This is a genomic window from Albibacterium profundi, assembly GCF_042159835.1.
Taxonomy (GTDB): domain Bacteria; phylum Bacteroidota; class Bacteroidia; order Sphingobacteriales; family Sphingobacteriaceae; genus Albibacterium; species Albibacterium profundi.
The window spans coordinates 1-22,626 of sequence record NZ_JBBVGT010000001.1 but is presented as its reverse complement, the minus strand read 5'-3'; the positions used below and the strand labels follow the sequence as shown (position 1 = coordinate 22,626).

Annotated in this window: 23 protein-coding genes and 2 riboswitches; of the genes, 15 read left to right on the top strand and 8 right to left on the bottom strand. The window is 42.3% G+C overall.

The features are described 5' to 3' along the window. The first annotated feature begins 116 nt into the window (after positions 1-116). Genes WKR92_RS00115 through WKR92_RS00105 form a run of 3 tightly spaced genes read left to right on the top strand, consistent with a single transcriptional unit; the run spans position 117 to position 2,234 of the window. Positions 117-611 (top strand): hypothetical protein, encoded by a 495-nt coding sequence (locus tag WKR92_RS00115; RefSeq protein WP_375555807.1) that lies wholly within the window; start codon positions 117-119, stop codon positions 609-611. 38 nt (positions 612-649) lie between these two features. Then, positions 650-994: a TfoX/Sxy family protein gene (locus WKR92_RS00110; protein ID WP_375555806.1), complete on the top strand. Its 345-nt coding sequence runs from the start codon at positions 650-652 to the stop codon at positions 992-994. A gap of 40 nt (positions 995-1,034) precedes the next feature. Beyond that, positions 1,035-2,234 (top strand): beta-1,2-mannosidase, encoded by a 1,200-nt coding sequence (locus WKR92_RS00105; protein WP_375555805.1) that lies wholly within the window; start codon positions 1,035-1,037, stop codon positions 2,232-2,234. Positions 2,235-2,265: 31 nt separating this feature from the next. Here WKR92_RS00105 and WKR92_RS00100 read toward each other — a convergent pair whose 3' ends face one another. Next, entirely contained in the window at positions 2,266-2,676 is a 411-nt protein-coding gene (locus WKR92_RS00100) for a DUF6157 family protein (protein WP_375555804.1), read from the bottom strand. Between the two features lie 98 nt (positions 2,677-2,774). Here WKR92_RS00100 and WKR92_RS00095 point away from each other — a divergent pair, with 98 nt between their 5' ends. Further along, the gene (locus tag WKR92_RS00095) at positions 2,775-3,383 is read left to right on the top strand and encodes a L,D-transpeptidase (RefSeq protein WP_375555803.1); all 609 of its coding nucleotides are present in this window, start codon (positions 2,775-2,777) and stop codon (positions 3,381-3,383) included. A gap of 20 nt (positions 3,384-3,403) precedes the next feature. On the opposite strand, the gene WKR92_RS00090 is transcribed toward WKR92_RS00095, so the two are convergent. From WKR92_RS00090 to WKR92_RS00075, 4 genes are all read right to left on the bottom strand, one after another. Next, on the bottom strand, positions 3,404-3,982 hold the full coding sequence (locus WKR92_RS00090) for a TMEM175 family protein (RefSeq protein ID WP_375555802.1): 579 nt from the start codon (positions 3,980-3,982) through the stop codon (positions 3,404-3,406). 44 nt (positions 3,983-4,026) lie between these two features. Beyond that, on the bottom strand, positions 4,027-5,058 hold the full coding sequence (arsB, locus tag WKR92_RS00085) for an ACR3 family arsenite efflux transporter (RefSeq protein WP_375555801.1): 1,032 nt from the start codon (positions 5,056-5,058) through the stop codon (positions 4,027-4,029). Positions 5,059-5,061: 3 nt separating this feature from the next. Continuing rightward, entirely contained in the window at positions 5,062-5,673 is a 612-nt protein-coding gene (locus WKR92_RS00080; protein WP_375555800.1) for an arsenate-mycothiol transferase ArsC, read from the bottom strand. 123 nt (positions 5,674-5,796) lie between these two features. Continuing rightward, positions 5,797-6,222 carry a potassium transporter TrkG gene (locus tag WKR92_RS00075; RefSeq protein WP_375555799.1) on the bottom strand — a complete coding sequence of 142 codons (426 nt, stop codon included), beginning with the start codon at positions 6,220-6,222 and terminating at the stop codon, positions 5,797-5,799. On the opposite strand from WKR92_RS00075, the gene WKR92_RS00070 reads away from it, so the two are divergent. Beyond that, a complete protein-coding gene (locus WKR92_RS00070) occupies positions 6,189-6,605 on the top strand; it encodes a L,D-transpeptidase (protein WP_375556058.1) in 417 nt (138 codons plus the stop codon). The two genes, WKR92_RS00075 and WKR92_RS00070, sit on opposite strands and share 34 nt — an antisense overlap. A gap of 105 nt (positions 6,606-6,710) precedes the next feature. Here WKR92_RS00070 and WKR92_RS00065 read toward each other — a convergent pair whose 3' ends face one another. Further along, entirely contained in the window at positions 6,711-7,475 is a 765-nt protein-coding gene (locus WKR92_RS00065; RefSeq protein ID WP_375555798.1) for an acyl-[acyl-carrier-protein] thioesterase, read from the bottom strand. A gap of 127 nt (positions 7,476-7,602) precedes the next feature. Next, positions 7,603-9,156: a sulfatase gene (locus WKR92_RS00060; protein WP_375555797.1), complete on the bottom strand. Its 1,554-nt coding sequence runs from the start codon at positions 9,154-9,156 to the stop codon at positions 7,603-7,605. Positions 9,157-9,793: 637 nt separating this feature from the next. Next, a riboswitch (cobalamin riboswitch) is annotated at positions 9,794-9,991 on the top strand. A gap of 92 nt (positions 9,992-10,083) precedes the next feature. Here WKR92_RS00060 and WKR92_RS00055 point away from each other — a divergent pair. From WKR92_RS00055 to WKR92_RS00015, 9 genes are all read left to right on the top strand, one after another. Then, on the top strand, positions 10,084-12,117 hold the full coding sequence (locus WKR92_RS00055) for a TonB-dependent receptor plug domain-containing protein (protein WP_375555796.1): 2,034 nt from the start codon (positions 10,084-10,086) through the stop codon (positions 12,115-12,117). Then, positions 12,114-13,265, top strand: coding sequence for a YncE family protein (locus WKR92_RS00050; protein ID WP_375555795.1), 1,152 nt, complete (start codon positions 12,114-12,116; stop codon positions 13,263-13,265). Before WKR92_RS00055 ends, WKR92_RS00050 begins: the two co-directional genes overlap by 4 nt. Positions 13,266-13,294: 29 nt before the next feature. Then, positions 13,295-14,191 (top strand): cell surface protein, encoded by an 897-nt coding sequence (locus tag WKR92_RS00045; RefSeq protein WP_375555794.1) that lies wholly within the window; start codon positions 13,295-13,297, stop codon positions 14,189-14,191. 27 nt (positions 14,192-14,218) lie between these two features. Then, positions 14,219-15,385: a DUF5074 domain-containing protein gene (locus tag WKR92_RS00040; protein WP_375555793.1), complete on the top strand. Its 1,167-nt coding sequence runs from the start codon at positions 14,219-14,221 to the stop codon at positions 15,383-15,385. 179 nt (positions 15,386-15,564) lie between these two features. Further along, entirely contained in the window at positions 15,565-15,933 is a 369-nt protein-coding gene (locus tag WKR92_RS00035) for a hypothetical protein (protein ID WP_375555792.1), read from the top strand. A 115-nt stretch (positions 15,934-16,048) separates the two neighbouring features. Beyond that, a complete protein-coding gene (locus WKR92_RS00030; protein WP_375555791.1) occupies positions 16,049-16,975 on the top strand; it encodes a hypothetical protein in 927 nt (308 codons plus the stop codon). Positions 16,976-16,978: 3 nt separating this feature from the next. Further along, positions 16,979-18,985 (top strand): TonB-dependent receptor plug domain-containing protein, encoded by a 2,007-nt coding sequence (locus WKR92_RS00025; RefSeq protein WP_375555789.1) that lies wholly within the window; start codon positions 16,979-16,981, stop codon positions 18,983-18,985. Positions 18,986-19,026: 41 nt separating this feature from the next. Then, on the top strand, positions 19,027-19,893 hold the full coding sequence (locus tag WKR92_RS00020; protein WP_375555787.1) for an MbnP family protein: 867 nt from the start codon (positions 19,027-19,029) through the stop codon (positions 19,891-19,893). 17 nt (positions 19,894-19,910) lie between these two features. Then, positions 19,911-20,936 carry a cytochrome-c peroxidase gene (locus tag WKR92_RS00015; RefSeq protein ID WP_375555785.1) on the top strand — a complete coding sequence of 342 codons (1,026 nt, stop codon included), beginning with the start codon at positions 19,911-19,913 and terminating at the stop codon, positions 20,934-20,936. A 165-nt stretch (positions 20,937-21,101) separates the two neighbouring features. Here WKR92_RS00015 and WKR92_RS00010 read toward each other — a convergent pair whose 3' ends face one another. After that, positions 21,102-21,608, bottom strand: coding sequence for a pyridoxamine 5'-phosphate oxidase family protein (locus WKR92_RS00010; protein ID WP_375555783.1), 507 nt, complete (start codon positions 21,606-21,608; stop codon positions 21,102-21,104). 130 nt (positions 21,609-21,738) lie between these two features. Next, positions 21,739-21,837, bottom strand: a riboswitch (TPP riboswitch). 71 nt (positions 21,838-21,908) lie between these two features. Between WKR92_RS00010 and WKR92_RS00005 the strand changes: the two genes are divergently transcribed. Next, complete coding sequence (locus tag WKR92_RS00005; protein ID WP_375555782.1) at positions 21,909-22,400, top strand: thermonuclease family protein; 492 nt, start codon at positions 21,909-21,911, stop codon at positions 22,398-22,400. The last annotated feature ends 226 nt before the right edge of the window (positions 22,401-22,626 follow it).

Genomic DNA, 22,626 nt, shown 5'->3' with positions numbered 1-22,626 from the left:
GGGAAAATTAGACGTATTTGTGATCGTTCGGATGATCATGCTACCGTTGTACGATTACTTTTAATCCTTATATTCGTGTCATAATACAGAACTCCAAATTATTATCTTAAGAAATTATGACTGCAAAGCCTTTGATTCATTATATATTTCGACACGCTATCGGCATGGTACAGATGCAAGAAGGTGACGATTTGGGTGCTATTGAACGAGTATTTGTTGAGGCCGACCCGAAGCTCGCCAGGAAAGCTGCGTTGAGTTTTTACAGCATGTACGGTGAGGTTCTTCAACAGACTGAAGAGTTTAATAAAAGGATGGAATTGGAGGAGTACGTGAGAAGCCTCCATGGACACCCAACTTCAGATGTATTGGCTTCAAGAGCATGGCCAGCGGAATGCTCTGATTCGGAGGTCGGGTGTGTTGATACTGACGAAGAGGATAGCACGAAGACTGAGTCCATGGTTGTTATGGTTGTCGATGGAACTTTGACTGATAGCGGTAAAGAGGAAGAGTTCCTTATTAAAGGCGCCAGTTGGACTATCGAAGAAGAAGCTGAAGCTGGTGGTATCACAAAAATTGAACATGACTTTTACGCAAAGGCAGGTTTAATATAGCTGAAGTTCGCTAGACACGGTCATTCTAATCTTTATATATGGCATACAGTACGCAACTTGCCGATAGGGTAAGAGAATATTTGGTTCAGTTTCCAAAGCTTGAAATTGAGGAAAAGAAAATGTTTGGTGGACTTGCGTTCTTAGTCAACGACAAGATGTGCATCAACATCGGTGAAGAGAATTTAATGTGCCGTTTTGACCCGGAACTAACGGAGGACATAGCAGAACGAGTTGGCTTTCTACCGATGATCATGAAAGGCAAAGAGTATAAAGGTTATTGCTACGTAGAACCTGAGGGTTTTAGGACCAAAAAGGATTTCGAATTTTGGTTAAACCTATGTCTTGATTTTAATGATAGGGCAAAAGCGTCAAAGAAGGGGTAGGGAGAGATAGTCTAACTATAAACAAAATATCCAGTAAATTATGAAGAACTCGGTTTTAAAATACATGGGAAAAAGTGCGTTAGCCTTATTAATTTTAGGTTCACTAAATTCCTGTGCTCAGAGCACTCAGGAAAATAAGCAAGAAAGTCAGGTGAACGACGAAGTTAATACCTTGCCTGATTGGGCTTTTGGTGGGTTTGTACGCCCAGATGGAGTTAACCCTGTGATCTCGCCAATTGATACTACGTTCTTTGAAGACCCAATGACGGGTAAGGATATCGCCTGGGAATCTAACGATACGTTTAATCCTGCTGCGGCGGTAAAGGATGGCAAAATTATCGTATTGTATCGTGCTGAAGATAAGTCGGGTGAAGGTATTGGACATCGTACATCACGTCTGGGATATGCAAGTAGCACGGACGGAATTGATTTTGAAAGAAAGGATACACCTGTTTTTTTTCCGGCAGATGATAACCAAAAGGAATATGAATGGCCGGGCGGAACCGAAGATCCCCGCATTGCCGTTACCGAGGATGGCACCTACGTGATGTTTTATACACAGTGGAATCGTAAAACGGCTCGTCTCGGTGTAGCGACGTCCACAGATTTAATTAACTGGGAAAAGCATGGGCCTATTTTCAAGGATAACAAAACGATGCCGAGTCTTTATGATACATTTCACAAGTCGGCATCCATTCTTACAAAAGTTGAGAATGACAAACAAGTAATTACCCAAATCAATGGGAAGTATTGGATGTATTGGGGAGAGTCTGGCGTGTATGGCGCTACCTCGGATAATTTACTTAATTGGGACCCGGTTGTTGATGACAAGGGTGAGCTTATTGCATTTATATCACCTCGAGAAGGTTATTTTGATAGCGACTTGACTGAATGTGGTCCGCCAGCTATCTTAACCGATAAAGGTATATTGCTTCTATACAATGGTAAAAATAACCCTGAAAACGGAGATCCACGTTTTAATAAAGGGACTTACAGCGCTGGACAAGTTTTGTTCGATAAAAATGATCCTACAAAGGTAATAGGTCGGTTAGATGTACCTTTCTTACGTCCCATGGAGGCTTTTGAAAAGAGTGGACAGTATGTCGACGGAACTGTGTTTATCGAAGGGTTGGTATACTATGAAAACAAGTGGTTTTTATACTATGGTGGTGCAGATTCCAGAGTCGCGGTAGCTATCTACGATCCTGCGAATCCCGCACCTCCTGATCCGTTACCATAAAGAGTCAAATACATTGAATGCATTTGCCTCTTTATCTTGTTGATCGCATTGCTTTTACCTTCTTAATGTTATCGTTCAATAAATAACTTTCATATTCGGGTGTTTCTATTCCGTATACCGCAGTTTTGCCCTTACTGTCAAAGTGAATTCCGTATCCGTAGGACTTCGCTAAGGGTGATGTTCTTAAACAAGCTTGTCCTTTTGAGAAGAACTGTTCTCTAGCTTGCTTGTATTCTGACTCTGCCAAATCATTTCTATCTGCGTATACCTGAAATAATACATCGTCAGATGTGAATTGATATGGATTCTCTGCTATCATTTGGTATTGTCTTTCAGCAATCGTTTTCTTCTCTTTCGAAGGTGGACGTGTACCATGGTCTGCTTTGCTATCCTCGGCAACTTCAATAAAGGTGTCGAAATAATTTGTTGTGTGCGTCTTCATTAGTCTTTGGTGTTTTATTAGGTTGTTTTGGAGACTGCAATTTATGAAATTTTTAAATTGGTGTGTTTTTTGCAGTTATGAAATTAAAGATCAGAATTATGCAAAATACAACGCGCTACATTTTTTTGCTATTAACCATATTTGTTTACGGTTCTTGTAGAGATAGTACAACTAAAACCGAATCGGATACTCAGTCTGAACCAGTTGAAACACAAGCCGAACCGTTTCTACCTCCTCGACTTGAGATTAGTATATCTAAACGGCAGTTATTTGTAATCGAAGGGAGCGACACTACACGACGCTATGCTATATCGGTAGGTACAGACGAATACCCTACGCCTCAAGGTGAGTACGAGATACACCAGATTGACTGGAACCCCGACTGGACACCACCGGACAGTGATTGGTCGGAGGACGAAAGTTACAAGAAGCCTGGTGAGGAAGGGAATCCTATGGGAAGGGCTCGCATCATTTATGATATGCCATATACCATACACGGTACGAAGGCGCTCGAATCATTGGGTAAGGCTGAGTCGCACGGTTCGGTGCGGATGGCTAATGAAGAAGTGATCGAGCTTGGACGTTTCTTAATGGAACGGTCTGGGACTGGACGCTCTGAGGAATGGTTTGAACGTGTATTGAACGATTCAACAACCATGGAATCAGTGACGTTGGAGCAGCCTATCCAGTTGACGAATGTGGAGTAATACCGCTTGTTGTTTGACAATTACTCAGGTGCTTTTTCAAGTCTACGATCAGGTACCAACCAAAAAATGGCAACCAGAACGTAACAAAGTATGGATAGCCACGTGTTGATGTAGGCTAGGGGGAGCGCAATCACATAGATTATGAAGGAGGCGTAGTCTTTCAACCGCCTTTTAGATAATTTATGAAGCTCGGAATTGTCATCGTGGTACTGAATGAGTGCTTTTTCTAAGAGGAAGTAGGCACATGCGCACATCAGTAATACAAAACCATAGACAAAGACGGGTAAGGTCTCTGTATAGTGTTCGTTTTCTCCAATCCAAGAGGTGGTAAAAGGGATCAAGGATAACCAGAACAAGAGGTGTAAATTGGCCCATAGAATCTTGCCATTCACCTTTTGTGAAACTTGCATTAAGTGGTGATGGTTGTTCCAGTAAATTCCGAGGTAAATAAAACTTAGAATATAACTGGTAAAAACAGGGGTTATCATTAGAAGTGCTTTGAATGAGGTGTCATCAGGTGCTTTCATTTCCAGCACCATGATGGTAATGGCGATAGCCAATACACCGTCACTAAAGGCTTCTAAACGACCGGTTTTCATACATGAATTTAAGTAAAAATAATTAAAACTCTCCTAAATAAAGTTTAGTTATAATATCTTTTTTTCATCCACAAACTCGTCCTTACTAATAGTATTAACACTGGAACTTCTACAAGCGGACCTATGACGCCTACGAATGCCTGTGGTGAGTGAATACCAAACACAGCAATAGATACCGCTATTGCCAACTCGAAATTATTTCCGGTTGCGGTAAAGGCTATGGATGCATTTTTATCATAGGGAACGTTTAGAGATTTGCTTATAAAGAAGCTCACGAAAAACATCAGTACAAAGTAGATAATCAGTGGTATCGCCACTTTGATCACGTCCATTGGCAATTCCAATATTTTATCACCCTTTAGGCTGAACATGAGTACGATGGTAAATAGAAGTGCATACAATGTAATGGGTGATATTTTGGGTACAAACTTCCTGTTATACCATTCGACACCTTTCGATCTTACAAGGAAAAAACGGCTTAAAAACCCAGCTAAAAACGGGATGCCTAGATAGATCAAAACGCTTTCCGTCACATCTTTCATTGAAACACTCACATTAAACTCTGCTAACCCTAATTGTTTCGGTAAGACATTAATGAAAAGCCATACCAGAAAGCTATAACTCACGATCTGAAAGATACTGTTCAGTGCCACCAACAATGCGGTATATTCTCTATTGGCCTTTGCCAGATCACTCCATACGATTACCATAGCAATACATCGTGCCAGGCCTATCAGTATCAAGCCTGTCATATAACCGGGTTCGTTTCGTAAAAACAAAACGGCCAGTCCAAACATCAGCACTGTCCCGATTATCCAATTAAGCAATAGGGATATCCCGATGACTTTTTTATCCTTAAAGGCTCTGGGTAAGAGCGAATAATCAACTTTTGCTAAAGGAGGGTACATCATCAATATCAAGCCTATTGCTAATGGGATATTGGTTGTACCTACCGACAGGCTATTTGTTAGGTTGGATATATTCGGGAAAAAATACCCTAATCCCACACCTACTGCCATGGCCAGGAATATCCATAGAGTAAGGTAACGGTCAAGGAACTTCATTTTTACTTGCATCGCTTATTTTTTAATCATTGAGAAAACATGAAGCATTTCAGCAGCGATTTCTAAACTTCGTTCCGTATAGACTTGTGCTTGCTGAGGAGAACCATCTGAAACTTTCGGGTCTTCAAATGTGATGGGTATTCGTTTTTCCGCGCCCGCAATAAAAGGACATTCGCCATCTGCCTGAGAACAGGTCATAATAGCCGCAAAGGACGATGAGGGGTTAAAAGGACTATCATATTTCTTTGAAAAACAAATAATAGGTGAAGCATTGTCGTCATATTTTACTGCATATACAGGGTTTGTGCCTTCTGCAATTTTGATGATGCTAAAGCCTTGTTTACTTAATGTTTCAGCTACTTTTGGGAACAAGGCAGTTTCTTCCATGCCACCCGAATAACAATATACATTCGGAATATGGAAATAAGTTGCCGCCACTTGCGCCCAAACTTGTGCTAAATGACTTCGACGGGAATTATGTGTGCAGATAAAATTAAGATTTATCTCTTGCTGCGTGCTTGCTTTTTGCTGAACGTAATCTACTAATGGTTTTAATTTGACCTTACGTTCCTGATCGATAGATCGTTGGAGTAGCGTCTCGATTGTTTTTAATACGGTTCGATCCATTCTATTTCATTTTACAACGACTTCCTGCACATCATTTCTATGTGGAAGGTATTACATTGCAATATTACGATAATAGATTGAAACGGGTTTTATTTTGTGATACAAAAATTTTCAATGAAGATTTTATTTTACAAATTTCTGTAGATCTTGTTTTTCTCCGAAAATGACGATAACATCGCTTTTTTCGAGAACGGCGCTAGGCTCTGGTATGCCTTGGATTTTCGAGACGGTTTTTCGACGCCCTAAAAGATCTGACTCTTCGGTGCTCTTGATAACTGTCAACCCTAGGCCGCCGAAAACAAAAATAGCTATAATAATTAGCTGAAGAGGATAATTAAAGACATAGGGTGCTTCCATCATTCCATTTGGTAAGGTCGAAAACCCAGCCTTACAAAATGCGGATATGGCATGAAATACTGAAAAGTAAACTCGATCCAAAAATACGGGCATGAGCTTTACGTCCAAGCTTAGGTATCCGCCCTTAAAGAAATAGCTGAAATAACTCGCAAAGGTTAATATGCCTAACCCCTGCTGTATCGGTAGGTACACAAGAATACCCTACACCTCAGGGAGAGTTCGAGATACACCAGATCGATTGGAATCCCGACTGGACGCCGCCCGACAGTGAGTGGTCAAAGGACGAAAGTTACAAGAAACCCGGTCAGGAAGGAAATCCTATGGGAAGGGCTCGCATCGTTTACGAGATGCCATATACCATACACGGCACTACCGAGCTCGAATCATTGGGTGAGGCTGAGTCGCATGGTTCGGTGCGAATGGCCAATGCAGAAGTGATCGATCTTGCACGGTTCCTGATGGAACGAGCGGGCTCTGGGCGCTCTGAGGATTGGTTCAAACGTGTGCTGAGCGACTCAACAACGATGGAATCGGTACAGTTGGAGCAGCCTATCCGGTTGACGAACGTGGAATGATATTATTAAGCGTCAGCGACTTCAATAAATGTGTCGAAATAATTGGTAGTGTGCGTTTTCATTCGATTAATTTAGGAGATTTTTTTTAATTGTCAAGCCTATAATTTAGAGGAGCTTCCAAACCGTCTTCGCTTCAGCGCAGACCTTGTCTGTTCCTTCAATTTTTATCGAATGTATAAATGATCTGTCCGGTGAATCGTTCGGGCAGTCTTTAGTCATTGAGACAACCCCTTGCCCGTAGTGGGCTTCGGAGATAAACCGACCGTCTATAGAATATAAATAATATCGGTCTATAATATGATCGGGAACGGATTCGATTGCCCACTGTAAATATCTAATGTTGTTTACGTGCTTGATCATGTCCGTATCATATTTGTTGATTTTGAATTTTAACAGGTATGTGGGATCTTCAATTGTCTCGATCTTTGCAGAAATGTCATGGTCAATGCTTGCTACATTACAGCACGACCATCTTTCGATTATATCATCAAATATCTTAACGGGTCTTCTTCTGTTAATATCAAAAAAGATCCACAAGCCTCGGGCTCTACCAATAATGTTATTTTCCTCATCGTAAATTATATTTTCTCGATAGCCTTTAATCGTTGTGTATTTTGATAACCAGGTTCTGATTACAATTTTTTCTTTATAGCGAGGGTACCGCTCCATTTGCATGACACCGGAAATTAAGACCCAACCAATATTTTTGTCTGCTAACTGGTATAAACTATGATCTATCGAATAACAATGTTCGGCTGCCGTCTCTTCTAATAATGTAAGGATGGTCGTAGGGGAGGCAGTTCCCAACTCATCCATCTCAAAATATCTAAGTTCGAAGTCTTTATCGAAATAATTTTTGATCGTATCCATTTTCTCGTCCCACCGTTGAGACGTAAATCTACTTATTAGACGAGGGTGATAAAGTGATGAATGTCATTAACAAAAATGATTTTCACGACTCAAGGGGGTATTATACCGATTTTAAGTTATTATCTCCTTAATTATCTGATTCTTCTGGCCAAGGCACCCGTTCCTGATTTATTCTGTAAGTTGGCATCGTTGCACCCCATTTCTTTAGCTGATCGGTCAGTTGCCTCGACAACGACCTCGCGATTTTTTTATGTTTTAAGATCACATTGTGTTGTTCAGAAATGTCTTTCGATAGGTCATAGAGTTCCAGTTTTTGTTGGCGATGATCGTAAATGAGTTTCCAGTTCCCTTGGCGGGCAGCACTGAAAAAATTGATACCCGGCCCCGCATCCATAATCCACCGATGTGGACTATGCCAGATCAATAACCGTTCGGAGTGTCGACTGTCCTCGTTTTTCAATATCGGAGCAAAGCTCTTACCGTCGATTTTTTGTGTAAGATCGGACGCATGGATGTCGGCAATCTCTAGTATCGACGGGAAAAAATCTTCGATGATGACCGGCTGCGCGCTACTGGAGCCGGGTTCAGTCACACCCGGCCACGCCACGATCATGGGTACACGAATGCCACCTTCATAAACTGAACCCTTCCCGGCTTTAAGAGGATAATTCTGCGTATGTGGTTCTCCACCCCGTGCGTAGCCAAGGCTCAGTCCGCCGTTGTCCGACATGAATAAGATAACGGTATTTTCTGCTAAGCCCTGATCTTCTAAATATTGTATTAGGTCGCCCAGACTTTTATCCATACCCTCGACCATACTTGCATATTTAGCTTCTCTGGGATTAAGGCCGCGCGCCAGATATTTCTGAACAAAACGCGGATCCCCCTGTATGGGGTCGTGCACTGCATAATGTGCCAGATGCAGGTAAAACGGTTTCCCAGCCTCCACAGCTGGCTCAATGCATTTTATAGCTTCCTGAGTAAGTGCTTCGGTAAGAAAAGTATCCGTTCCATAATATTCGGCTAGACCCTGCACGGCATTGAACGTAAACTTCCCCGGAATATTCCCGTAATTGTCCTTACCGTAGTAGCTCTGAGGATGACCGATGGCATTCCCTGCTACATTGACCATGAAACCTAGGTTCAATGGGTTGGCCCCTGGTGTTCCCTGTGCGCCCCAATGGGCTTTTCCAACATGAACCGTGAAATAACCAGCATCCTGTAGCAGTTGCGGGAGCGGTGTCGCCGTTGCTGTATGCGGGATCCCGCCAATTGGGCTGAATCCGTTATAATTCCACTCTACTCGATGAAATATGCTATCCTGGTGATCTGAAGGCGTGTCCTTATGTATAGATGTCCAATGAGTGACCCCATGATGTGCAGCATTCATGCCGGTGAGCATGCTGACCCGCGAGGGGGTGCAGACCGGCGTCGCATAGGCGTTGGTAAATTTCATCCCTTGCGCTGCCAACTTCTCCATATTGGGAGTATGATATGTGTTGTTAAGTGGGTACGGCCTGTCGCCGAAGGGCTCGGAGGTGTCCATCCAGCCCATATCATCCACCAAAAAAACAATGATATTTGGTCGCTTTACATTCTTGGCCTGATGCAGCTGGCCGTAGACTGCGTTATTGGCAAGTATCATCACTAGAAGGCTTAGACCAATAGCGAAACTCCTCATATTTTTTACGTTTAAAGTATTACGATAATAATGAAGATAGTGTTTCGCAACTAAAATCCAAAGACTTGGAGTCTACAACTGTACTAATTTAAGTTATCTTTATGCCGCTCTGGTCGATATTCGCTTTATAGGCACTCATCAAGAATACGATATTATAGATGCTTCAACAATTTAATAAAATTAAGGTATGAAAAAGCAAATGTGGTTTTTGATTAATCGGAAGGTGAGTATAAGTCAGCTATCAAAAGATATGAGGAGATCAAGTATTCTAAAGCTGGAACCGCAGATTATAAAGAATTAAAGCTTTTGGTGAAACTGATATCCGAATATGAAGATAAAACCTCTGAACTTCCAAACGTCAATCCCGTAGAGCTGATAAAAATCAGGATGGAAGAGTTTGGTTGTAATTCGAAGTAACTTGCTCTGGTATAAGTGAATAAGGGCAGGATAAGTAAAGTGTTAAATTACAAGCAGACTGATAACCGGGGTGCGGACAGCTATTCAGCAAAAACATTCTCGTTCGAAGGCATTAACGTTTCTTGGCCTAAAATAAGAGAGAGACGGTTGCTATTGAGGATATTAGGACTGGAAATCTGGTGGAAGTGAAAGTTCGCTGTAAACTATCATTTATTGTTGGTATCTTTGCTTCGCTTTTGGTGTCCTACCTATATCTACATGGGTGAGACTTAAAAGGGAATTCGGTGAGATTCCGAAACTGTCCCGCAGCTGTATTCTCCTATACAGGCTATTCATTCCAAAGGGTCACTGCCATTACAGGCGGGAAGGCCGAATAGCCGGAGTAAGTCAGAAGACCTGCCTAAAGTTAATAATATTCATAGCTTTCGAGGATTGAAGCTGGAATGAGAAAACTATTTTTTTCCTATAGTTATTCTTATGCCTCAATTGCTATGTCTTAGGCAAAATGAAATGAGGATCTTTATATTTACTTCGGTATCGCTGGTTGTTACGTTCTCCTTAACGTGCGTATCCGTATTGCCTATTGCTGCGCAGGAGCTTAGGAGGCTTGATCCTGATTCTCTTAAAAGCTATGAATTAAACGAAGTTGAAATAAATTCACTTCAACAGCTTGAGATTTTGCGATCTCCAGTACCAATGCAAAGTTTAAATAAGGAGGTTCTTGACAAGCTAAACAGCCTGTCGGTCGCCGACGCGGTCCGCTACTTCTCGGGTGTTCAATTGAAGGATTATGGCGGGGTTGGTGGATTAAAAACAGTGAATATTCGTAGTTTGGGCACTAATCATACACAGGTATTCTATGATGGTATCGCTATTGGAAATGCTCAAAACGGACAGGTTGATTTAGGGAAGCTATCGCTTGCCAATATGGAGCAGGTCTCTGTGATTAACGGACAAGACCCCAATCTGTTCCAACCGGCGAAGGCTTATGCTTCAGCGAGTTCAATCTCTTTGCTTAGTATGGAGCCGACTTTCACTGGGAATAAACGTTTGAATGCGTCGGTTCATTTGAAAAGTGGGTCATTTGGCCTTTTTAATTCGGCGCTGAATGTGGATTATAAGCTGAACGAAAGTCTTAGTGCGCGACTAAGTTCGGAATACACAAACGCGCATGGCCGATATGATTTTAACTATACGAACGGGGTTTATGATACGACGGCAACCCGTACTAACGCAGATATTCGGGCATTTAGGTTGGAAGCAGCTCTTTTTGGAAAACCGGACTCGACCATGTCTTGGCAGGCGAAGTATTATCATTATGAATCGGAAAGAGGTTTGCCGGGTGCTATTGTAGCAAATCGTTTTGATTATTCACAACGTTTATGGGATGAAAGTAATTTTCTGCAATTGGCCGTGGAGAAACGGGTTTCAGAGCGGTATCGGTTTGCTATAAAAGCAAAATTGGCGGTCGACTATAATCGCTATTTAGATCCTGAATATGTGACGACGGAGGGTTTTTTGGATAATAAATACCAGCAAAAGGAAGGATATGTCTCCGTCGCGAATGCCTTTCGTATTCGTCAAAACTGGCGCGCCAACTTTTCAGTTGATTATATACATAATAAGCTTGATGCGAATTTGTATCGCTTTCAATTTCCGAGAAGAAATACATTCTTGGCTGCGTTGGCGACTGACTATAGGTTGAACAGTTTCTATATTCAGGGGAGTTTGTTGGCTACCTATGTAGATGACGATGTGCAGGTGTTCGAGTCGGCCGGGGATCAACAGGATTTTACGCCAACCGTGATGGCTAGCTGGAAGCCTTTTGAGTCCAGCGACTTTCGACTGAGAGGATTCTATAAATCTATTTTTAGGATGCCGACGTTCAATGATCTTTATTATACATTTATCGGAAATACTTTTCTGCGCCCGGAGTATACGCATCAGTATAATATGGGTTTTACATATTTCAAACGCGTCGATCATGCTTTCTTCAACTATATAGGTATCCAAACAGATGTCTATCGTAACCTTGTGAAAGATAAAATTGTAGCTATTCCGAGCGCCAACTTGTTTCGCTGGACGATGTTAAACCTGGGCGAAGTGAAGATCAACGGTTTAGAGACCAATATTAAAGTCGTAGGCAAGGTCTCTCCTAAGCTCCAGTTTTCGGGCTTGATGAATTATACATATCAAAGGGCCGAGGATCATACGCAGAACGCATTTAATTTCGGGCATCAGATTCCATACATTCCTGTTCACAGCGGTTCGTTTGCCGGTATGTTAAGTGCCGACGATTATGGATTGAACTATAGTTTTATTTATACCGGCGAGCGTTATAGTCAAAAAGCGAATATCCCAGCTAACTATGTTGATCCCTGGTATACGCATGATGTGTCTGTGTGGTATGCGCTGCAACACAAGCAAACGACTTTAAAGCTTCGTGCGGAAGTGAACAACGTTCTTGACCAGCACTATGATGTCATTCTCAATTTTCCAATGCCGGGGCGGCACTATCGATTATCCTTAACACTAATTATATGAAATCACCTCAACCAAGTAAAACAACATGTATTATCGTCTTTTTTATGGCCTTTTTGCTGATTGGCCAGTCTTGTAAAAAAGACCACCAACCTCTGCCTTCAGAAAAGGAGGAAGTAGAAGATGCTGATCCGGATGCTTCCATCAAAGGTTTCTATCTTCTTAACGAAGGAAATATGAATATGAATAAGGCTTCCTTGGATTATATGGATCTACAAGCCGGTGAGTATCACAGAAATATATACAATGAAATTAATCCTGAAATTACTAAGGGGCTGGGTGATGTGGGGAACGATATGGCGGTTTACGGAAGCAAACTGTATATAATTGTCAATAATTCTAATAAGGTGGAGGTGTTAGATAAGTACACGGCTAAGCGGATCGGGCAGATTGATATCATAAATTGCCGGTACATAACTTTTGGTAATGGCAGAGCTTATGTTAGTGCGTATCTGGGTAGTGTGGGCGATCCGAATGCTCCTAATGGCATGGTGGCAGAGATTGACACAGCGAGTTTGGAAATAACACGTCGTGTCGAGGTTGGTCGTCAACCCGAAGAACTGGCCATTGTGGGCGAACGCCTGTATGTCGCTAATTCCGGGGGTTATAGTCCTCCGAATTACGAAAGCACGATTTCAGTGATTGACTTGGAAAGTTTTGAGGAAGTAAAGCGAATTGAAGTAGCACCCAATCTCCATCGCTTAAAGGCTGATTCTTATGGAGATCTGTATGTTACCTCACGTGGTGATTACTATGAAACACCATCTAAAATATATGTGATCGATACAGGGACTGAATCCGTTAAGAAAGAGTTTGAAATTGCTGCAAGTCAGTTGCTTATTGACGATGATATAGCCTATATCTATAGCACGGAATGGAGCTATATAACTGGGGAGAATGAAATTGGTTATCACATGCTGGATGTTAAAAATGAGGAACTCCTAGATCGCTCGTTTATAACTGATGGTACGGAACAGGAAATTACCCTGCCCTATGGAATTGCAGTTAACCCGGAGACGAAGGATGTTTATGTGACTGATGCGAAGGACTATGTCTCACCGGGAACGATTTACTGCTTCGATAAGGATGGCAAACTTAAATGGTCAACGACAACGGGTGATATCCCAGCACATTTTGCATTTATTTATTAATACATCAAATATTTTAACATCAGAATACTATGACTATTTATTTACAATCAGCCGCGAAAATCTGGATACTGGTTTTGGCTTTTACAGTTACTCTTTTCTCTTGTACAAAAGACGATGATCCGGTTCAGCCGCCCGCAGATGAAACTTCTGAGGAGGATTCTAAGGTTGAGAGCAATGCTTACGTGACTACATTATTCGAATACAAACCAGCGCCAGGCCAATTTATAAATAAAGCAACGGGGGATTATGAAAGCGCCGAAGGAATTCTAGGAGGGAAGGGACTGGTAACCTTGGGAGCCTGGGGAGGTTATATTGTATTGGGTTTTGACCATACTGTTCCGAATCATGAAGGAGATGATATCATCATTTACGGAAATGCGATTCCCACCTTTTCTGAACCGGGTATTGTTTATGTAATGCAGGATGAGAATGGAAATGGGGAGCCGGATGATACCTGGTACGAGCTTGCGGGAAGTGAATTCGGTAAGGAGGCTGTTGTTCGCGACTATGCGGTGACATATACAAGGCCTGATCCGGCAACAGCTAATATACCATGGAAAGATAACCAAGGCAATGAAGGCGTCGTTGAAACCAATACATTTCACAGGCAGTCCTATTATCCGGAATGGATTACCGAAGATGAATACACCTTGACGGGTACTCTTTTGCCGCCAACAAATATAGACATGTCTAATCCCAGTTATATAACGAGCAGTCCGTTTGAGTTTGGCTATGCGGATAACACACAAGAGGGTGATAAGATTGATATCTCCAACGCAGTGGATGCTGACGGGAATAAAGTCAAATTGACTGGGGTTGATTTTATCAAAATACAAACGGGCATACAAGCAAATATGGGTTGGCTGGGAGAACTTTCTACAGAAATAGTTGGTGTAGCTGATCTGCGTTTATTGACTGAAAATTAATTTATTATATCAAACTAAATTTAATATATGAAACACGTAAATTTACAATCTGCATTTTTCTCTCTACTCCTTGCTTTGCTATTCTTAGGAGCTTGTACGAAGGATCCAATTGAGCCTCAACCAGAACCAACGCCTGATCCGGAAGAGCCTATTGAACCTGAGCCGGGTAAATATAGTAATGGTTTCTTTCTTGTCCATGAGGGATGGATGGGCCATGGAACGGGATCAGTAAGTTTCTATGATTATGAAACGGAAACTTTAATAGACAGTGTTTTTCAAAAAGAGAACCCAGATAAGGATTTTGAGCCGAGTAATTCTACCCTTCAGTATGGAACGATATTCGACGGAAAACTATACATCGTGAGCAAGGTAAACGGTCCGGTGGTTGTTGCAGATGCAACGACATTAAAGGAGACCGGCAGGATACCTTCACGCCAGGGTTATGACTGGAGAGCATTTGTTGGTCTGGATGAAAACACGGGTTTGTTGAGCAGCGGAGATGGTGTCCACATCGTGAACCTTAAATCGATGGGCCTGTCAGGAAAACTATACGGGGTTAATGGTCAAGTTGGTGATATGTTGCGAACGGATAAATTTATATTCGTTCAATCACAAAGTGGCGGCTCTGTGGTTTACTATATCGAGGATCTTTCTGTTGCGCGAAAGATACCTGCTGTTTCAACTGGTTTTGCAGAGACACCGAATGGAAAGGTGTGGTATACATCGAACGAGTATCTGATCAGTCTAGATGGGGAAAGTTTGGAAGCGGACACGGTTGAACTTCCTTATAAGTCGAATTCAACTTGGTTCGCCTGGTATTCATCGCCAATAATTGCGTCGAGTACCGAGGACGCTGTATATATGCAGAACGCCCCTATGTTCGGCGGTGGTAAAGAGGTGTATAAATATATAGACGGAGACGAAAGTTCATTGTCTGTTCCTTTTATTACGATGCCCGATAAACAGTCTTTTTATAAAAAGAACATTGGCTACGATGCGAACCTAGATCAGATTGTAGCAACGACGGTGCAAGATGGCTACGGTGCTAATTATGCTGTTAATACCTTGTATTTCTACGATGCTAAAACAGGTGATCTGGTCAAGAGTATGCCTTTCAATAAAAAATTAGACGAGACAGGCAATGATGTAAGCTATTTCTTTACGTCGATGTTTGTCTTCCACGAAGAGGATTAAATGTGGTCGGCTGAGATCTGTTATCGATCGATACAGGTCTCTGCCGCTGCATTGTTTTCTATATATACCTCTTTCCAGTAAATAGTGCGAAAAATTGTCTAAAGAAATGACAGAGGTCATTCCATAGGATTATACTTTTTGTACCTTTGGTGCAAGTTGCTAATGATAAGAAATATACTTTGAGACTTTTCTGGACATATGTGCTTCTAGCTGCTTTAACGACACAGTCGTTCTACCGGAACATCATGGTCATGGATTATCAGATCAATCTCCCGGATTATATCGCCAAATGTATAAACAAGGACAAGCCTGAATTGCATTGTGATGGACAGTGCGTGCTGATGAAGAAGATCAAGGAACAGGAAAAACGGGAGACACAAAAGAACTACGTTGTATATGATTATAGTGCGCTTTATGTGCATAAGGAATATCTTGTCTTGGAAACGCAGCTACCTAGCGGTGAATCGGGTCAGAATCAATTTTTAGCGTATCTGGATAATTACACATACGAATATCACTCTCCGATATTCCATCCGCCTTTAGCCTAATCTGAGGCTAACTCTACACATACCATATTTAAGATTAGGGGGACTTCTGTAGAAAAAACCGTCTGAAAAGGGATTGTTTTTACAGGATGTCACCGAACTACAAACAAGTATTCGAATGAAAAGAGCATTATTTTTTCTTGTCGGATTGTGCTTGATTGGCACGGCCTGTACGAAAGATAAAACAGATTATGAAGCAGAGCTTGACGACTCTGTCAGCGAACATTTGGGCTTTAAGGAAGCGGCAAAGGCGGAAATTGGTGCCTATCAGATCAGTATAGAAGCGCGGAACGGAGTGTTCTACAAGGGATACAACGAAATTCGTCTGAGGATCACCGACACAAGTAGTGGTGAGACGGTGGATGTGTCTTCTGTGACCTTTTTACCGATTATGATTAGTGCGGAAAATGAACCAACTTCTTGCCCTCATCGCTATGAGATGGTGTACCAACCGGACAGTAATTACTTTTCGGGCTACTCGGTGTTCACAAACCAAAGTACGGATCATTCAAGTTGGGTACTTTATCTGGATATTCAAATCGGCAGCCAGAATCTCAGTGCAGAGATTGAAGTACCGGTCGAGGAGCAGGTTAATAAGAATCTCAGCATGACAGCTTTCGAGGGAAATGACGGTGAACAGTACTTTATTGCCCTAATAGCTCCCCAGAAGCCGGAAGTGGCAGAAAATGATTTGATTGCGGGCGTGTATAAATACAATAAGCCGAGTGCTTCGCCGTCAGGTAAATTCCCCGATCCAAGTCAGTTTTCATACAGTATTGTAAATGATTATACGCTGGCTTTGGATCCGCGAATGCCAGAACCGTCAATGGGTAATCATTCTTCCCCAAATAATAAGGATCTGACGCAACAAGATGACGGACTGTACCATGGCGTGGTCAATTATACAATGACCGGTAACTGGACATTGAACTTGATTATGATGAACGACAAGGGCAGGATATTGAAGGGTACGAAAGTGCCGGCCGATTTTACGCCGGGTGTGGAAGGTGTGAAAAGTGAACTACACATTGATATTTTATTTTAGACAATGAAACAATTAAGTATAGCATTTTTAGTCCTTTTGCTGGCAACGGTTGCGAATGCACAAGTGATTCCGAAGGAGGTGGACAGTGCAGAGCATGCCGGAGATACGGCCAAGGTTTTGAACGAGGTGAACATTACGGCGATGGCGAAGAAGAAAATTGAAACCGAACTGAAGATGGCTGTTTCTGTGGATGAGTTTCTGGCATCGGCCGAAGGCATCAGTTTTATCAAACGGGGTGCCTATGCATGGGAACCCTTGCTTAATAACATGAGTTCGGAGCGGTCGACAATCACCATCGACGGTATGCATATTTTCGGTGCCTGTACCGATAAAATGGATCCGGTCACATCTTATGTGGAGAGTAATAACCTGTCGGCCATCGATATTAAGTCGGGTCAGGAAGGGAGTTTGCATGGGGCAACGGTTGCTGGTAGTATCGACCTGAAGAGAAAGAATACGCCCTTCGGGATGGGGGGATGGAGAGGCTCTTATCAGACGGGTTTTGAAAGCAATAATAATCAGTTTCTAAATATGGGGAATGTGTCTTATTCGGATGAAAGATTGGTTGCAGATGCCAGTGTTTCTTATCGGAAGGCGAGCAACTACCTCGACGGGAATAACGATGTCGTAAACCATTCACAGTATAAGAAATTGAACTCGTCTGTTGGTTTGGCCTACAAGCCCAATGCGCTTTCTTCGGTTCGTATCGATGCGATTTATGATCAAGCGAACGATGTGGGCTATCCTGCATTGCCGATGGATCTTTGGTTATCGCGTGCGATTATTACGTCTGCTGCCTACAAACGCTTGTTTGAAGATGGGCTGATACGGGTCTGGGATACAAAATTGTATTTCAATGCGATTGAACATTATATGGATGATACAACGAGACCTGAAAACCTAGTGCATATGGATATGCCGGGTTGGAGCACGACCTATGGTTTGGTTTCGAAAGTAAATTTAAAGAAAGACGATTATACGTCTGAAATCCAACTGAATGCCTACGAGAACATCTCGATTGCCGAAATGCGGATGTACCCGCAGGACCGGAGCGAGCGGACAATGTTTGCTTATAGCTGGCCTTGGGTGACAACGCGTTTCGCAGGAGTTTCGATGAACAATTCCTGGGAAATTTCAGATAGGAGCCAATTGAATTTTGGCGGTTCGCTCGGCTTGAATTATAATCATTCAAAATATGTGGAATTCAATTGGATATTCCATCCGGGAGCACCTCAGGAGAAAAACAGGGTACTGCCGGGTTTGCATGCGAACTATGATTACAACGTGAACGATTTCGACTTTTCGGTCGGAGCCGGTTATGGGCATCGGGCACCTTCTGTTTCGGAGGGCTACGGATATTATATCTACAACAGCTTTGACCGTTACGATTACATAGGTAATCCAGATCTGCCGAATGAGGTGTCTTATGAATTGAACGCGAGTGCAGGCTTTAAAAGGCAGGGCATGGACTTTGAAGTCAATGTGAATTATTTCCATATACAAGATTACATAGTCGGTAAGATACTGAGCTTGGGCAGTCCGATGAACTACCAGTCGGTCGGAGTAAAAGGCTACACCTCCTTAGATCACGCAAAACTTTTCAATGCTTCGCTGAATGCGAATTATGATATCATTGAGCATCTGCATTGGAAGGGGACGGTGACCTATGCGTGGGCTACAGACGATAAAGGTGGAAATTTGCCTTTTATCCGTCCACTAAGCTATCAAACCGGCTTGCATTGGATGCATAAAAATTTTGGTTTGCGAACTTCGGTAAACGGGGATTTCACGCAGGAGAACTACAGCCCGGAATATGGTGAAGACCGGACTCCGGCTTACTTTATCTGGAATGTGTCGGCCGACTACAGCTTTCATATCAGAAACATCAGTACGGTCTTTCAGGTGGGTGCAGAAAACGTGACAAATGAATATTACAGTACGTATGCGGACTGGGGTAACATCCCGAGAATGGGGCGGAATATTTTCACCTCATTGAAATTTAACTTCTAACATAACACGATAAATTAACAACAAAATAAAAAACCATAACAATGAAAACTTTAACAAAATACCTTACAGCATTGATCTTGATAACAACGTGGATGTCTTGCAGTAAGAGCGAAGATTCGCCAGTGGCAAACGACATTGTCTTACACTTCAACAATACCTTTAAAAATACGACGATTGTTCTGGGGGATGCGAGTTCTACGGACGCAACGGAAAATACCTCGGCTGAAGGACAGGTACACCGGTTTTCTGAACTGAAATATGTTATCAGCAATATTCGTCTGGTTAAAGCCAGCGGCGATGAGATCCCCTATAACATCAACGACCTTGATCTGGGGGCAACCGTTGTTAACCAAGCTAAACCACAAACTTTGGATTATGTATTGAACAATATACCGGCGGGTGATTACAAGCAGATTAAGTTTGGCTTAGGCGTTAAGCAAGAGCTCAATACCTTGGACGAAGTACGCTTCCCGAACTTCTATGCGGAGGCCGGTGCCAATGATACAGAAATGATGTGGGAATGGGGAACGGGGTATCGTTTTGTCAAGTTGGAAGGTTTTTACGATACAGATATGAAAGAGATGTCCATTCACGTTGGCAGTACGATTGAAGGGGAAGAGGGTGCCTATACGCAAGGGGTTGATGCTTATCGGGATATCGTATTGGATTTGCCGACGATAGCAACGGTAGGTGACCACGCGCCACAGATTACGATTAAAGCTGATTTTGATAAGTTATTGAGTGGAAAGGTCAATACAATTACCCTGAATTCGGGAAACGGTGCTGATGATAATGCCACGCCGAATATTCACACAGCTGTTCAGATGGTGAAGTTTTTGGATAACCTGGGCGGCAACGGGACGAACGATGTTACAGGGATGTTCTCTGTTGAAAATGTAGAGAACTAAAATTAATCGCTGGTAAAATGAGAAAAGTCTTTGGCGTTTTATCGGTCGTCTATCTCCTGTTGCTTTCTTGCAACGAGGATAAACTGGATGTGCCAAAGTCTTTCGATAATCCCGAAATTCCGGTCGACATGCCTGCGGGTTTTCCGGAATTGAACAGTGCATTCGACCAGAACAAACCTACAAAATATGGTGTGGAGCTAGGGGAAAAGCTCTTTCAAGAGGTGATGTTGAGTGCGAATAATACGATTTCATGTGCCAGCTGCCATCAGCAAGCCAGGGCGTTCACGGATGGGAAGGTTCAGGCGCTTGGGATTCATGAGCGAGTGGGACTACGCAATACGCCGCCCATCCAGAATGTGGCTTTTATGAAGCATTACAATTGGGATGGGAATACACTCCAATTGGAAAAGCAGCCTCTAGTTCCCATTATCACGCATGAAGAGATGAATTCTTCGATTGTCGAAGTTATTGACAAACTCAACACGGTAAGTGCATACAAGGATCTGTTCGAAAAGGCATTTGGCGACGAAGAAATTACTCCCGAACGGATCTACAAGAGCCTTGCCCAGTACGAATATACGTTGGTATCCGCTAATAGTAAGTACGATCGGGTGAAGCGGCGCGAAGGGGAAACATTTACGGAAACGGAAGCACGCGGTTATCTGGTTTTTCAAGAAAAATGCGAGGGATGCCACGGGGGCATGCTGTTCACCGATCAGAGTTTTCGGAATGTCGGTTTTCCGTTGAATCCGAGTTCTGAAGAAGCTGGACGCGCAAGGGTCACCGGTAATCCGGCTGACCTGATGAGCTTTCGTGTCCCTTCGTTGCGGAACGCAGAATTTACTGCACCTTATGGAAGCTTCGGTCAATTTTCCACATTGAAATCGGTATTGGATTATTTTGATAATGGTGTTCTGGAAGCAGACAACCTTGACCCTATTTTAAAAGAAAACGGTAACCGGATACCTCTTAGCGAGCAAGAAAAGTATGACTTGATTGCTTTTATCAATACGCTGAGCGACCCTGAATTTGTGGGTCGCTAACTTGTGATTACAACAGTCTATTGATTATATTGTAGAAATGAGAAAATCCCACAAAACATAATGTCACGTGGGATTTTTCTGCTCAGGTTCGGAGCTGAATACTCCTAGGCTTTGAACGGTTTAGGCATTATTCAAAGCGCTAACAAGTAAATATAGCTATTTTTTTTATAAATTCAGATCACCTTGTTCTCCTGTGTCGATATCTTTTCCGGTGATTGCACGGGACGCCACTTTAAAGAGTGTTACGAGTTTGTTCGACTTAGTCTCCCAGTAATGGGCTTCATTAGGAATGATTTTCAATACACGTACGCGGGGATCGTCTATGCCTCGATCGAACCATCCTTCCACCATTTTGTTCCAATACTTTTCTATTCGTGTCCGGTCTTTGTTAATTTCGGCAGTGCCGTTGATACTGAGAAAACTGTAATTATCGGCATCGGAATAAAGTAAACTGGTATTGGAGTCGTGCTCTATATGTTGGAAGGTCTCACTTTCCGAAGAGAACAAAAACCAGATGTTGCCTTGCTCATCTACTTCTTGATGGCTCATGGGTACCGAATGGATGTATTTACTGTTTGCGGGATAAGTGGCGAGCATACCGATTTCTATTTCGTCCACCAGTCCTTTTAATTTGTCGATCGCTACTTGGTTATAAAGATTTTCTTCGCTCATAATTATTGTGTTAAGATTAACTATAGTCAATTATTAGGGACAACAAAAGGTATGGGGTTTTTGTTGCAAGAAAGATCGGTTAAAAAAAAGCTCCATTCTCATCAATGAAAATGGAGCTGTAATATATAAATATTACGAAAAACATGCTTCCTACGCTAGTATTAACCAGTTCAGGTGCTGAGGGTATATTCTCAGCTCAAACTTAATTGAGCACCCCTTGCATGTATTAGTATTTACAACCGCTAAATAAAAAAGTTTTATAAAGTTGAAAAAAATGTTAATTCTTACCTTTACGCGTAAATGAGAGTGTTGGTTTTTTTCCTTTTGTTTCTAAATGGCTGTATCAGCTATCAGAGCGGGCAACAAGTTGATGTGTCACAATTAGAAAGTTATCCGGTTAGTCGGGTAGTGGATGGTGATACCTTTTGGGTGGATGATGGTAGTAAGAAAGGTATGAAGATTCGGCTACTGTGTATTGATGCTCCGGAATTGCGTGCGACAAGACATAAGGAAAAGGGTGAATACGCCGAGGAGGCGACCGCCTATCTGACGGAGCTGATAAGCGACCGATCGGTACGATTGGAATATGATGTTCAGCGTTATGATCAATACAAAAGGGTTCTTGCGCATGTGTATTTGGAGGATGGTACTTATGTGAATGGCGAAATGATTCGCAACGGGTATGCGCAGGTTGTTACCTATCAACCTAATGTGATGCATGTGGATGAGCTTCTAGTACTACAGAAAGAAGCGCAGCGAAAGGGTAGAGGCTTGTGGAAATTGGCTTATTGAATTTGCTCGTAGCGCTAGTGATGTTTAAACAAATATAGAATATCTGTGGTTAACAGTTAAACGTTTTAAAACAGGTATTCATATATTGTAAATCGTCAGCAAAAAGCGGACATGATAATTTAGAATCTTAAGGAGTGTTTTCATCAAAAAAGATTAGATTTAATTATGGGAACACCGAAGAAAAAGAGTACGGAATCATTTGTCAAGGACATTCGCAGGCAGACGC